Source organism: Micromonospora sp. NPDC047738 (assembly GCF_040642675.1).
GTDB lineage: Bacteria > Actinomycetota > Actinomycetes > Mycobacteriales > Micromonosporaceae > Micromonospora.
Genome location: NZ_JBEYSO010000020.1, coordinates 134,487 through 147,914 on the forward strand (window position 1 = coordinate 134,487; position 13,428 = coordinate 147,914).

A 13,428-nucleotide genomic window follows, 5' to 3' on the forward strand; every position below is an offset into this window, starting at 1 on the left:
CCAGGCCGGCCTCGGGAACGCGGCTGGGGACGAGCGCGCCGCCGCAGGGGCGGCGCCGCGAAGGGAGTCTGCATCATGGCCAACGCCCAGCAGCCGCTGCGCGGTAAGCGAGTCGCCTTCCTCGCCGCCGACGGGGTGGAGGAGATCGAGTACACGCAGTCCCGGGCCGCCGCGGAGCAGGCGGGTGCCGAGGCACAGCTCATTTCCATCAAGTCCGGCGAGATCCAGTCCATGAACCGGGACATCAACCCGGCCAACCGCTACCGGGTGGACCGTACGGTGGACCAGGCGGATCCCGCCGACTACGACGCCCTGGTGCTGCCCGGCGGGGCGGTCAACCCGGACCGGCTCCGGATGAACCAGGCGGCGATGAACTTCGTCAAGGCGTTCTTCCAGCAGAACAAGCCGGTGGCGGCGATCTGCCACGGCCCGTGGTCGCTGGTCGAGACCGGGATGGTCAAGGGGCGGACGGTCACCTCGTTCCCCAGTCTGCACACCGACATCGTCAACGCGGGCGGGAACTGGGTCGACCAGCAGGTCCAGGTGGACAACGGTCTGGTCACCAGCCGCGCCCCGGGTGACCTGCCGGCGTTCTGCGACAAGATGGTCGAGGAGTTCGCCGAGGGTACGCACCGCCAGACGGCAGCGGCCTGACGCGTGCCGCGCGCTGGTCCGGGATCCGCGCCCGGTCCAGCGCCCGCCTCTGCGCCCGCCGCGGGGTGTGGAACCGGCCCGAGCGGGAAGGCACTCCGGGTCACCCACCGCGTACCGCTCGCGCGTCGCGACGGACTGGAGAGGCATGGGCGCCAGAACCTTCATCGTGGCCGGAGGGACCAGTGGACTCGGTCTGGCCGTCGCCCGCCTGCTCGTCGAGGAGCATCAGGTGATCGTTCTGGGTGACGTGCCCGACGAGGTCGCGGCGGTGGCCGACGACCTGAAGTGCGCCGGGATCGTCTGCGACATCTCCTCCTACGAGCAGGTCCGGGACGCGTTCGCCGCTGCGGTCGACCGGTACGAGGTGATCGACGGCGTCGCCGCGTGCGCGTCGGTGTGGGCGGGCGGTGACCTGGAGGAACTGTCCCCGCAGCGGATCCGCCGCGCGGTCGAGGTCAACGTGCTCGGCACCACGTTCCTGTGCCGGGAGGCCCTGCACCACCTGCACCGGCAGGACTTCGGCAACCTGGTGTACGTCGGCGCGATGGCGGTGACCCGGGCCCGTCCCGGCATTCCCGTCTATCGGGCGACCAAGAGTTACGGCACCAGCCTGATCGAGTCGCTGGCCGAGGCGCAGCACAGCAACCGGATCAAGGTCATGCAGTTGCACCCGGGGCCGATGCCCACCCGGCTGCAGGAGCGGGTCGGCGACGAGTTCCTCGACCAGATCTACGCCATGCCCGAGCAGGTCGCGCCCGAAGTGGTCCGGCTGCTCCAGTTCACCCCCGACGACCTGTACGTCTCCGGGGAGCGGGTACTCCGGGCGGACGGCCGGTGGTAGCCGCCAACGACGCCACCGCGGCCGAGCCACAGATCTCGGCGTGGGCGCCGTTGCGGACGGCGGTCTACCGCAGCCTGTGGCTGGCCCTGCTCGCGGCGAACATCGGCACCTGGATGCAGACGGTCGGCGCCCAGTGGCTGCTGGTCCACACGTCCGACGCCTCCACCCTGGTGGCCCTGGTGCAGACCGCCAGCCTGCTGCCGATGCTGCTGCTGGCGCTGCCCGCGGGCGCCCTCGCGGACACCTTCGACCGGCGGCACCTGCTGATCGCCGTGCAACTCTTCATGGTCGCGGTGGCGCTGGGGTTGACGCTGCTCACGGCGGCCGGGCGGATGCCGCCGGCGCTGCTGCTCACGCTCACGTTCGCCTTCGGCGTGGGGCAGGCGCTGACCCTGCCGGCCTGGGCGGCGGTGATCCCGGAGCTGGTGTCCCGCGAGCAGTTGCGCTCGGCTTCCGCGCTCGGCTCGATCAGCGTCAACGTGGCCCGGGCGGTGGGGCCGGCCGTGGCCGGTGTGCTGATCTCCCGGGCGGGCGTGGCCCCGGTCTTCGGCTTCAACGCCGTGGCGTTCCTGGTGTTCGCGCTGGCGCTGGCCCGGTGGCGGCCCGGCGACGCCCGCGCCGTCGAGGTGCCCGAGCGGTTCACCGCCGCGCTTCGGGCCGGCGGCCGGTACGTGCGCCACTCGCCGACCGTGCGCCGGCTGCTGCGCCGCGCGCTGGTGTTCGTGATCCCGGCGAGCGCGCTGTGGGCGTTGCTGCCGCTGGTGGCCAGCCGGCGGCTCGGCCTGGGCTCCAGCGGATACGGCCTGTTGCTGGCCGCGCTCGGCGTGGGCGCCATCGTGGGCGCCCTGCTGCTGCCGTGGATCCGCACCCGGATGACCGCCAATCAGTTCCTGCTGGTCGCCGGGGTCCTGTACGGGGCGACGCTGGCCGTGGTGGCGTCGGTGCGGATCATCCCGGTGGTGCTGGTCGCGCTGCTGCCCGCCGGGGTGGCCTGGGTGGCCGTCCTGGCCAACGTCAACGCCGAGATCCAGCTGTTCCTGCCGGCCTGGGTACGCGCCCGCGGCCTGGCCGTCTACCAGGTGGTCCAGGGCGGCGGGCAGGCGGTCGGCGCGTTCGTGTGGGGCGTGGTGGCCGACTTCGGTGGGCTGGTCACCGCGTTCTACGTCGCCGCCGTGCTGATGCTGATCGGCGCGTTGACCTCCCAGATCTGGCCGCTGCCGGACCTGCGCGGGGTGATCAAGGATCCGGCCGTCTACCGGCCGCCGCTGTCGCTGGTGCTCGAACCGGACCCCCGGATCGGTCCGGTGCTGGTGCTGGTCACGTACACCGTCCGGCCGGAGCGGGAGGCCGAGTTCCTGGCGGCGATGGACCACATCCGCGGCTTCCGGCAGCGCACCGGGGCGATGCGATGGGGCCTGTTTCGCGCCGGGGAGACCCCGGACCAGCTCACCGAGGTCTATCTGGTGCCGTCCTGGGACGAGCACCTGCGCCAGCACGGTGGCCGGTTGACGGAGGCCGACCAGCAGGCCGAGGACCGGGCCCGGGAACTCGCCGCGGGCGCGCCGGAGGTGCGCCACCTGCTGCCGGCCGCGGCCGACCTGGCGATGACCGACCATCAGGCGGCGGCGTGACCGGCGCCGCCGGCAGCGCAAGCGGCGTGTGCCGCGTCGGGCGCTGGCCGTTCGTCAGCCCTGGGCCGTGGTTCCGGGCCCCCCGTTCCGGATGCTAGTGCGGTGTCCACTAACGTTCACCGGGTTTCCGGTGCACCGTTGTGGATCCTCGCCGTTATGGCGAGCGACTCCCAACCTGGTGGTGGGGCGGGCCTCCGCGGGCCAACTGATCCTCTCGACACCCGGGGTGGGCGGCGGGGATCACGCCGGGACTGGCCGGCACCGGGTAGGTGTCGGCCGGCTCGACGGTGCGTGACCACCTTCGGCAGCACAACCGCTGCTGTGGGGGTGGTGGGTCCGCCGCCCGGGGTGCGGGTGGCGATGATGGCGGCCGCGATCAGGTCGCGGTGCCCGGTGAACTGGCAGTGTGGGCAGGACAGGGTCCGGCCGCGGGGTTTCGGTACCCGCCGCAGGCAGGTGGGGCAGGTGGAGGAGGTGCCGCGTTCGTTGACCGGGTCGACGGTGATGCCCGCCAGGGTGGCCTTGTCTTCCAGGATTTGCAGGAGGCGGCCGATCTGCCACTGCCGCAGCCGCAGGTTGTGCCGCCGCCCCGCATCGATGTCCAACACATCGCGCGGGTTACCTACCCTGAGCACACCGACTCGCTGCTCCACCGCCCAGGACACGACCTCACGGGCTGCTTCGTGTTGGGCCTGCCGGACCCGGCGCTTGTGCCGGCCCTCCACCAGCCGGGCCCGGCGGCGGTATTTCCGCCACCGCCGTGACCCTTTCTGGCCCGGCTTCGGCGCCCGGTAGGCCACGGCGCGGCGGCGGGTTTTGGTGTCGGCGAGATGCATACGGTGCTCGGCGCGGATCGCCCGCCCCGACACCAACAGGCCCTCACCGTCCGGGCCAGCCACCGCATACGGGTGGATGATGCCCAGGTCGACCCCGGCAACCCTGGCCGGGTCCGGCCCCTCACCGGGCGGATACACCGCCACGGGGACCTCGGCGGTGATGTCGAGGAACAGCCGGCCGCCCTCGCACAGCAGGGTGACCGAGCGGACCTGCTCGACCGGATACGGCACCTCCCGCGCCAACCGGATCCACAACGGCGACGCGCCTTGCGCGGTCGGGACACGCACCCGCCGCCCGTCCAGGGTGAACGTGCCGTGATACCAACGCACCGGCATCAACGCCCGCCGACGCCGCGGAAACCGCGCCGACAGGTCACCGTCCTGGCGGGCTTTCGCCGCCGCGAACCACGCATCGGAGAACCGCCGCAACACCGACCGGGCACCCGCGCTGTCCAACTCCCCGAACGTGCCCGACCCCGACCCAGCCAACTCCCGGCACAACGCCTGATAACCAACCAGCGGCGCGTCGTGGCGGCGGCACCGCCACCCGTTGATCTCCAGGACACACGCCCACACGTCACCGGCCGAGCGCAGCAGGCCGAAGCACCGCCGCCGCTGCCCCGACGTCACCCGCAACGCCACACGAGCAGTGCGGTACACCACCCTGGGCGCGGCGGGATCCCGACGACGAGGCACGAGCCACACCCAACCCGACGGGTACGACAATTTCCGGCCGGCCAACCCGGCGAACGTAAGTGGACACCGCACTAGCCGGACACGCTGGGCCGGCCGAACAGTGTGGCGTAACCGGACGGCAGCTGGGTCAACACGTCGTTGAGCTCCCCGCCGGACACCGCGTCGGCGATGGTCGTCAGGACCGCGCTGGCGTCCCACTCGGCGGTTCGCTCGGTCGCGCCGGTCCCGTCGCTGATTCGCTGGAGGAATTCGGCCACTCCGACGCGTTGGCCGCCGCCGGTCGTGGTCTCCAGGAAGTCGCCCAGCTGTTCCGGCAGTTGCGAGCCAAGCTGTCGTGCCTCGTCCGCGGTCAGCCGTTCCGCGAGGGCGGTCACCACCACGCTGATCACCTGCTGCGTCTCCGCGGCGTCGTCGTACTCGCCCCGTTCCCGCACCCGCGCCACGAATTCCTGATATTTCATTCCGCCCTCACCACAGCCGCAGCTCATCGAGGCCCCGGCGCCGGATGGGCCGCGACCGCGTGCCGGCAGACGGCGGCCTCAGACAAATGCCGCCCGCGAGGATGATCCTGGCATGTGTCGTCGGCCGGTGCGCCTGCTTCGGCGGCATCCGGTGCGCCCAGAGGCCCGGCATGGCGGCGCGGAAGCCTCCGGGTGCTCCCGTAGCCAGGTGCGTAGCCGGTCGAGGGGACCGTCGGCGGGTGCTGGCGGCAGGGCGCGGAGCAGCTCCGCGTCGGTGGCCAGACGGGCGGCCAGCGCGACCTGGCGCAGCAGCGCGCGGTCCACGGAGACGCCGCCGGTGACCCGGACGTTGACCTCCCCGCGCCGCAGTACGTAGCCCTGCGTCGCGTCACCCCGGACGTAGGTCAGTCCGTCGCCTTCCGGTTGGCAAATGACCTGGAAGCAGATTTCGTCACTGGCCGCCCGGACGGCGTGGAGCGAGATGAGCACGCTCTGCGGCCCGCTGGAATGGTCGGCCGGCTCATAGCTCATGCCGGGCGGAATGCCCATGGGCTGCCCGCGATAGCCCGGTACGTCCGCCACGAATATCCTCTCGGGCGCCGCTGCCGTCGCTCGCTCGGCTGCCGAAGCGGGACGGACCGTCAGGGCGGCCTGGCGCAGGAGTTGCCGGTCGACGGCCAGCGACCCGGCCACCACGACGCTCGCCGCACCGCGACGGACCCGGTATCCGTGCTCCACCACCCCGTGGACGTAGGCCAGGCCGCCGGACTCCAGAGTGCAGTCGGCGGTGGACAGGTGCGAGTCCACGGGGATCTGGCACTTGCCGTCGCGCCACGCCGACGGTCCATAGGCGACGATGGTGACGTATCGCGGCGGCGGGACGGCGTTCGGGTCGGCGGGCAGGAAGTCCCCGGTGCCGAGCCGACCGCCGTAGGCGTCGTCGACCGGGCGGTAGCCGGGGATCTCCACCGCGTAGGCGGTGCTGCGGTCGAGGCCGGCGGATTGCAGGCGCATCGGCAGCTCGTCCGGGCCGAGATGTTTCAACGCGAGCAGTCCGAGCGCGGCGACCCCGACGAGCGCCGCCGCTGCGCCGAGCCGGAGCGGCCGTGGGCGCAGGAGCATCCCTGCCATCAGGACGAACGGCACACCTCCGAGGACGATGGTCAGGACCTGATGGTTGCTGACCCCAAGTTGCGCCTCGTCGGTCACGGCCCAGCCCAACCGCCACAGTGCGGCACCGCCCCCGAAGACCAGTAGCGCCCAGCCGGCCCGGCGCGGCGCGGTCCCGCCGAGGACCGATACCGAGCCGGTGGGGGTGATGACCAGCCATAGACACGTGACGACGGCGGCGACGCCGCCCAGCGCGCCGGCCAGCACCGCGCCCCAACCGATGAAGAGCAGCGGTGCCAACCCCTGCACCACAGCCGGCAGCAGCAGGCCGCCCAGCGCCCACACCGCCCCGAGCTGCAGCGCGACGAGTCCTCGGGCGCCGTCGGCATTTGTCATGTCCGTGATCGTGGTACGCCGCTGGCCCGGGCACCTGAGCCCGCGTACTCACGGGCGGCCGATCTGCGGCTGGGAAATATATAGACAGCAGTCTTTACTGTTAACAAGGTTTAACTTATGTTCATCCCATCTCCCACGTGTCCCCCCGGAAGGAGAAGCCGTCATGCGTCGAAGAATCAGCCTCCCGCTCCTCACGACGGGCGTCGTCGCGTCCACCCTGGCCGTCGCCGCGCCCGCCCAGGCCCACGGGTACGTCTCCTCGCCCCCCAGCCGCCAGGCGCTGTGCGCCCAGAACCGCGTCCCGGACTGCGGTCAGATCAAGTACGAGCCGCAGAGCGTCGAAGGCCCGAAGGGGCTGCGGAGCTGCCACGCCGGGATCGCCCAGTTCGCCGTGCTGAACGACGACAGCCGCAACTGGCCGGCCACCTCGGTCGGCAGCACGGTCACGTTCACCTGGGTCAACACCGCCCGCCACGCCACCAGCAACTGGGAGTACTGGATCGGCAACACCCGGGTCGGCGTCTTCGACGGCGGCGGCCGCCAGCCCGACGCCACCGTGTCGCACACCGTCAACCTCGGCGGGTTCTCCGGCCGCCAGAAGCTCCTCGCGATCTGGAACATCGCCGACACCGCCAACGCCTTCTACTCCTGCGTCGACCTGCAGATCGGCGGCGGTGGTGGGCCGACGCCCAGCCCGACCCCGACCACGCCGTCGCCCACGCCCAGCCCGACGGTGAGCCCGACCAACTCGCCCGCCCCGGGCGGCACGTGGACCGCCGGCCGGGCCTACCAGGTCGGTGACCAGGTGACCTACAACGGCCTGACGTACCGCTGCCGTCAGGCGCACACCGCGCTCCCGGGATGGGAGCCGCCGAACACCCCGGCGCTGTGGCTCCAGATCTGACCGCCCGGGTGCGGCCACGCCGGGCGTGTGCCGCACCCGGCCCCCGGCCCCCGGCCGACGGAACGGAGGAACGGCATGCGTCGTCTGCTGCCCGCCGCCCTGCTGATGATCCTGCTGTCCGCCGGGTGCGCACCAGATCCGCCGCGACCCGCCCCCGCGCCGAGCGCGGCCGCCGACACCCCGACCAGCGGCATCGACGTGCTGTTCCTGACCATGATGGTGGCGCACACCGAGCAGACCCTGGAGATCGTCCGGCTCGGGCTCGACCGCGCGGCGGACACCCGGATCCGTACGCTCATCGCCGCCATCGACGTCACCGAGACCGACGAACTGGCCAGCATGCGCGGCTGGTTGCGCGACGCCGGCCCTTCGGCGATGGCCGTCGCCGCCCGGCACGATCACTCCGGACACAGCGACGCCGTCGCCGGCCTCGCCCGGCTGCGCGCCGCCGCGCCCGGCGACGTGGACCGGGTGCTCCTGGACGTGCTCAGCGCGCACCAGCGCACGGCGGCCGGCCTGGCCCGGGCGCAGGTGCGTGCCGGCAGCAGCGAGCGGGTCCGGGAGCTGGCCCGGCGCATCGAACGGTCGCGCACCGCCGAGGTTGAGCTGATGGCGAAGCTCCCGGCCGCGCCGCCCGGGCGATGACGGTACGGACGGGCGGACCGACCCTCCGGAAGAGCTGGCGGCTGGCCGCCCCTGCTCGCCTCCACGCGTTCCCGCCGCTGTTCCGCGCCGGCGTCTGCCGGTGGCGGGGTGATGCCTTGGCGCGACTCCGCCAGTGACAGCTATTTATTCGGCCGCGACGCCGAGGGTAGAACGTTTCGCATGTCATCACCATTACCGCCCTCTATGCCTGGCCGGGTCCGGCGGCTGATCGCCGCCGTGACGGCAGCCGGCCTGATCACTGGCGGAATCGCCGGGGTCCAGGCGCCGGCGACCGCGGCGAACCCGGTCACCGCCCTCAAGGCCCCGATCAAGTCGACGCACACCGTTACCCTGATCACCGGCGATGTGGTCACGGTGACCACCTCCGTCGGCGGCGCGGAGACGGTCGATGTCGACCGGCCCGACAACGCCACCGGCGGCGTCCACCTGCAGGAGAGCGGCGAAGACCTGTTCGTCCTGCCCGACGAGGTACTGCCCCTGCTGGCCGCCGACAAGCTGGACCGGCGGCTGTTCAACGTCACCGATCTCATCGAGATGGGCTACGACGACGCGACGACCGCGAGCGTGCCCCTGATCAGCACGTACGCGCCGGCCAGGGCGCGTACCGCCAAGCCGGTCCCGCCCCAGGGCGCGAAGCTGGTCCGCGACCTGCGGCGGGTCGGTGCCGCCGCGCTGGCGGTGGACAAGCGGCACACCCGCTCCTTCTGGACCACCCTTGCCCCGGCCGCCCCCGGGTCCAGCCGGGCGCTCGCCAATGGCGTTGAGAAGCTCTGGCTGGACGGCCGGGTCACCGCCAGCCTCAAGGAGAGCGTGCCGCAGATCGGCGCGCCGCAGGCGTGGGCTGCCGGGTACGACGGCCGCGGGGTGAAGGTCGCCGTACTGGACACCGGGGTGGACGCCAGCCATCCCGACCTCGTCAACCAGATCGACGACAAGGTCAGCTTCGTACCGGACGAGGACACGGCGGACGTCAACGGTCACGGCACCCACGTCGCCTCGACGATCGTGGGCACCGGTGCGGCGTCCGGCGGCTCGTACAAGGGTGTCGCGCCCGGCGCGGACCTCATCGTGGGCAAGGTGCTCAACAACGCCGGTTCCGGCCTGGACTCCTGGGTGCTCGCCGGCATGCAGTGGGCGGCCGAATCCGGGGCGGACGTGGTCAGCATGAGCCTGAGCGACCCGACGCTCTCCGACGGGACCGACCCGATGGCGGTGGCGGTCGACACGCTGTCCGCGCAGTACGGCACGCTGTTCGTCATCGCTTCCGGCAACGCCGGGCCGCAGAGCATCGGCACGCCCAGCTCGGCCGCCAGCGCCCTGACGGTCGGTGCCGTCGACAAGCAGGACCGGTTGGCGTACTTCTCCAGCACCGGTCCGCTGGTGCGCAGCGGTGCCCTCAAGCCGGACATCACCGCCCCCGGCGTCGACATCACCGCCGCCCGCTCGCAGCAGATGACCACGGGCTCCGGCCTGTACCGGAGCATCAGCGGCACGTCGATGGCCACCCCGCACGTCTCGGGCGCCGCGGCGATCCTGGCCCAGCGTCACCCCGACTGGTCCGGCGCGCAGCTGAAGGACGCGCTGATGAGCAGTGCGAAGGGGCTGGCCGCCGGGTACTCGGCGTACGAGGTGGGCACCGGCCGGCTTGACGTCGCCGCCGCCGTGCGGGCGACTGTCCGGGCCAGCGGCTCGGTCTTCTTCGGCAACTTCGACTGGCCGCACGAGTCCACCGACGCCCCGGTGACCAAGCAGGTGACGTTCACCAACTCGGGCAGCAGCGCCGTGACGCTGAACCTGGCGATCGCCGGTTCGGGCCCGTTCGCACTGGGCGCCTCCTCGGTGACGGTGCCCGCGGGTGGGAGCGTGAGCGTGCCGGTCACCGGTGACCCGACCAAGCCCGGCACCGGCCAGTTCACCGGCTACCTCGTGGGCACCGACGCCGCCACGGGTACCGCGGTCACCCGTACCTCGCTGGGTCTGCTCAAGGAGGACGAGCGCTACGACCTGAAGGTCAAGCTGATCGGCCGGGACGGCAAGCCCGCCGCCTCGAACGTGGTGATCAAGAAGGCCGGCGAGTTCTACCCGTGGGTGCTCACTGTCGACGGTGAGATGACGCTGCGGATGCCGCCGGGCACCTACACGGTCGAGTCGACGCTGGACGTTCCGGGTGAGCGGGCCGACTCGCTCGGCCTCGCCCTGCTGGTGGACCCGGAGACCGTGCTCGACGGCTCCGGAGCCGAGGTGGTGCTGGACGCGAGCAAGGCGCGCCTGCTGGACACCGTCGCGCCGCAGCGGAGCCAGGACCGGCAGCGCAAGCTCGACTACACCGTCACGTACGCCAACGGCGACAGCTTCCGGGACGGGTTCGTGGTGCCGATCAAGTACGACGATCTCTACGTCACGCCGACCGACAAGGTCAGCCAGGGGTCGTTCACGATGGCCACCCGGTGGCGCAAGGGCGAGCCGCAGCTCAGCGTGGATGTCCCCGGCCTGCCGGCCGTGGACGTGACGGTCCAGCCGGGCAGCACCCTCACCGCCGGCCGGGAGACCCTGCCCGCGGTCTACGCGGGCACCGGTGCGGCCGCCGACTACGCCCGGCTCGACGCGAAGGGCAAGGCTGTGGTGGTGACCCGCAGCGACGTGGTCAGCGCCAGGGACCGTACCGCCGCCGCCGTGGCCGCCGGGGCGAAGCTGCTGCTGGTCGTCAACGACGGCGTCGGCGTGCTCAACGAGTCGGTCGGCACGTCGCCGATCCCGGTCGCCACCGTGCACCGCGACGCCGGGGCGCGACTGATCAGTCTGGCCAAGGCCGGCACGTTGCCGCTGATCACCAACCAGGTGCCGTACGCGAGCTACGTCTACGACCTCACCCGCAACTACTCCGGGCAGGTGCCGGACCGGGCGCTCACCTACCATCCGAACAGGAATGACCTGGCCCGGATCGACGCGCGCTACTACAGCGTCACCGGGGGAATGGACGGCGGCGGCTACCGGTACGACATGACCTTCAAACCGTCCCTCGGCTTCCAGGAGCGGGAGTGGCACCCCGCCACCCGCACCGAGTGGGTCACCCCGGAGCAGGCCTGGCACGAGTCGCACGTGCAGGGCAGCTGGACGGACACGGCCAACCGCAACACGTACGCCAAGGGCAGCACCACCCGCCACGACTGGTTCGCCCCGGCCATCCGGCCGGCGTTCAACCGGGCGTTCGCGGTCCAGAACAGCCGCTACCGCGACTACATGACCATCAACGTCCAGGCCTGGAGCCCGTCCGGGGAGGGGCTGGAGCACGGCGGCAACCTGGAGTGGGGCTCGGTGCCGACCAACCTGAAGCTCTACCAGGGCGACCGGATGCTGTACGAGAACAAGTTCTCGTCGAGCATGCAGTGGCAGTCGGTGCCGGCCGGCACGCTGCCGTACCGCCTCGTGCTGGACGCATCCCGCCCGGCCGAGCAGTGGCGGCTGTCGACCCGCACGCACACCGAGTGGGACTTCGTCTCCAGCTCCAACGAGGCGGACAACTTCGAACCGTTCGCGTTGCTGCAGATGGAGTATCGCCTCGACACCGACCTGTACGGCGACGTGAAGGCGGGCACCACCGAGGGGATCCGCCTCAAGCCGATCCCGCAGGCGGGCGGCGGGCCCAGCACCGGCAACGTCACGTCGGTGACCCTGGAGGTGTCGTACGACGACGGCGCCAATTGGCAGCAGGTGACCCTGAGCAAGGGCACCGGCGACTGGTGGAACGGCGCGCTCAAGCTGGCGAATCAGCCGGGCGGCTTCCTGTCGGTGCGAGCCACCGCGACCACCGACGCCGGCTTCGGCATCAAGCAGGAGATCATTCGGGCGTACGGCCTCCGGTGAGACCGTTCGAGGGGCCCTGGGGCGGCGACGTCCCGGGGCCCGTCCCGTCTTTCCCATCCCCACCTGGGTCTGGGCAAGATCCAACACTGTGGCGCATACTCTCCCCGCAGCGACAGGTGCAGGGGAGGCGGCCGCCGATGCTGGGCGCGTTGGGTCTGAGCCCCGAACACGAAGCGGTGTACGGCGTGCTGGCCGGACGTGCCCAGGCCAACTCGGCGGAGCTGAGCGAAGCCCTGCACCTGTCCGCGTCCGCGGTCGAGGCGGCGCTGGCGCAGCTGGCGGCGTGCGGTCTGGTGAAGTCCACGCCCGACGGCGAGTACGCCGCGGCACCGCCCGCGCTCGCGCTCGGTGCGATGATCAGCGAACGACGGGCAGCCCTGCGCATCGCCGAACTGGCGCTGGTCAACCTCGCCGAGGAGCACCGCAAGGCGATGGCGGGCCGCACCATCAGCGAGTTGATCGAGGTGGTCACGGGCGTCGAGGCGGTCCGGCATCGGTTCGCGCAGGTGCAGCACGCCGCCCGTACCCAGGTTCGCAGCTTCGTCACCACACCGTTCGTCGCTGTACCGCCGGGTGAGAATTCGGCCGAGTCGCAGCTGGTGGCTCAGGGTGTGCGTTACCGGGTCGTGGTTGACCGGGCGGTGCTCGCCGAGCCGGGCGTCGTCGCCGAGACCATCGACTCGCTGCGCAGGGGCGTCGAGGTGCGAGTGGCCGAGTCGTTACCGATCAAGCTCATGCTGGCCGACGCCGAACTGGGCCTGGTGCCCTTGACCATCACGCCGGGCGACGAGCCCGGGGCGGTGGTGCTGCACCGTGCCGGCCTGCTCACGGCGATGGATGCGCTGTTCGAGATCGTGTGGCGCGGCGCCCATCCACTCGACGTTTCCGCATTCGGCGAGCTCACCACCGAGGACGCCCAGGGCGTGGACTTCCCGGCGCCAACCGGGTTGGACCGCAGGATCCTGGCTCTGCTGCTGGCCGGACTCACGGATCAGGCGGTCGCCAGCCAGCTCGACCTGTCCCTGCGAACCCTGCAACGCCGCCTCCGTTACCTGATGGATCTCGCCGGCGTTCAGAGCCGGATGCAACTCGGCTGGTACGCCGCCCGCCACAACTGGGCGTGACCGGTCCGAGCGTCCGGTCGGCGTCCACTGCGGAGCACTGCCACGTAAGCCTCGTTTCGGCAACGGATCCCGCAGTCTCCGCCGCATGTGGACCTCCACTTTGGTGTCACCGGGTGAACCGCGACAGGCGTAGGAGGTAGTGGCCGAATGTTTCGCCACTCGTCGGATGATCAGCTGGTAAAGGGCACCGTAGCGTCGATGCAATTCACCTCGCACGGGTCTGGTTACTGAACGTGAAGGCCGGG

At 71.6% G+C, this 13,428-nt stretch carries 10 protein-coding genes; 7 read left to right on the forward strand and 3 right to left on the reverse strand.

The window, feature by feature from the left end:
* The first annotated feature begins 75 nt into the window (after positions 1 to 75).
* From ABZ783_RS26480 to ABZ783_RS26490, 3 genes are all read left to right on the forward strand, one after another.
* Entirely contained in the window at positions 76 to 654 is a 579-nt protein-coding gene (locus ABZ783_RS26480; protein WP_357442540.1) for a type 1 glutamine amidotransferase domain-containing protein, read from the forward strand.
* 145 nt (positions 655 to 799) lie between these two features.
* The gene (locus tag ABZ783_RS26485; RefSeq protein WP_357442542.1) at positions 800 to 1,495 is read left to right on the forward strand and encodes an SDR family oxidoreductase; all 696 of its coding nucleotides are present in this window, start codon (positions 800 to 802) and stop codon (positions 1,493 to 1,495) included.
* A complete protein-coding gene (locus ABZ783_RS26490; protein ID WP_357442544.1) occupies positions 1,489 to 3,126 on the forward strand; it encodes an MFS transporter in 1,638 nt (545 codons plus the stop codon). Before ABZ783_RS26485 ends, ABZ783_RS26490 begins: the two co-directional genes overlap by 7 nt.
* 116 nt (positions 3,127 to 3,242) lie before the next feature.
* Here the strand turns inward: ABZ783_RS26490 and ABZ783_RS26495 are convergent, their stop codons facing one another.
* The 3 genes from ABZ783_RS26495 to ABZ783_RS26505 form a co-directional block, all read right to left on the reverse strand.
* On the reverse strand, positions 3,243 to 4,592 hold the full coding sequence (locus ABZ783_RS26495; protein ID WP_357442546.1) for a transposase: 1,350 nt from the start codon (positions 4,590 to 4,592) through the stop codon (positions 3,243 to 3,245).
* 137 nt (positions 4,593 to 4,729) lie between these two features.
* A complete protein-coding gene (locus ABZ783_RS26500) occupies positions 4,730 to 5,119 on the reverse strand; it encodes a DUF2267 domain-containing protein (protein ID WP_357442548.1) in 390 nt (129 codons plus the stop codon).
* A gap of 78 nt (positions 5,120 to 5,197) precedes the next feature.
* Positions 5,198 to 6,625, reverse strand: a complete 1,428-nt coding sequence (locus tag ABZ783_RS26505; RefSeq protein ID WP_357442550.1) for a hypothetical protein — start codon at positions 6,623 to 6,625, stop codon at positions 5,198 to 5,200.
* A 163-nt stretch (positions 6,626 to 6,788) separates the two neighbouring features.
* Here ABZ783_RS26505 and ABZ783_RS26510 point away from each other — a divergent pair, with 163 nt between their 5' ends.
* The 4 genes from ABZ783_RS26510 (at position 6,789) to ABZ783_RS26525 (ending at position 13,183) form a co-directional block, all read left to right on the forward strand.
* The gene (locus ABZ783_RS26510) at positions 6,789 to 7,529 is read left to right on the forward strand and encodes a lytic polysaccharide monooxygenase (RefSeq protein ID WP_357442552.1); all 741 of its coding nucleotides are present in this window, start codon (positions 6,789 to 6,791) and stop codon (positions 7,527 to 7,529) included.
* 75 nt (positions 7,530 to 7,604) lie between these two features.
* Positions 7,605 to 8,174, forward strand: a complete 570-nt coding sequence (locus tag ABZ783_RS26515) for a DUF305 domain-containing protein (protein ID WP_357442555.1) — start codon at positions 7,605 to 7,607, stop codon at positions 8,172 to 8,174.
* Between the two features lie 180 nt (positions 8,175 to 8,354).
* The gene (locus tag ABZ783_RS26520; RefSeq protein ID WP_357442557.1) at positions 8,355 to 12,059 is read left to right on the forward strand and encodes a S8 family serine peptidase; all 3,705 of its coding nucleotides are present in this window, start codon (positions 8,355 to 8,357) and stop codon (positions 12,057 to 12,059) included.
* 137 nt (positions 12,060 to 12,196) lie between these two features.
* Positions 12,197 to 13,183, forward strand: a complete 987-nt coding sequence (locus ABZ783_RS26525; RefSeq protein ID WP_357442559.1) for a transcriptional regulator TrmB — start codon at positions 12,197 to 12,199, stop codon at positions 13,181 to 13,183.
* Positions 13,184 to 13,428: the final 245 nt, after the last annotated feature.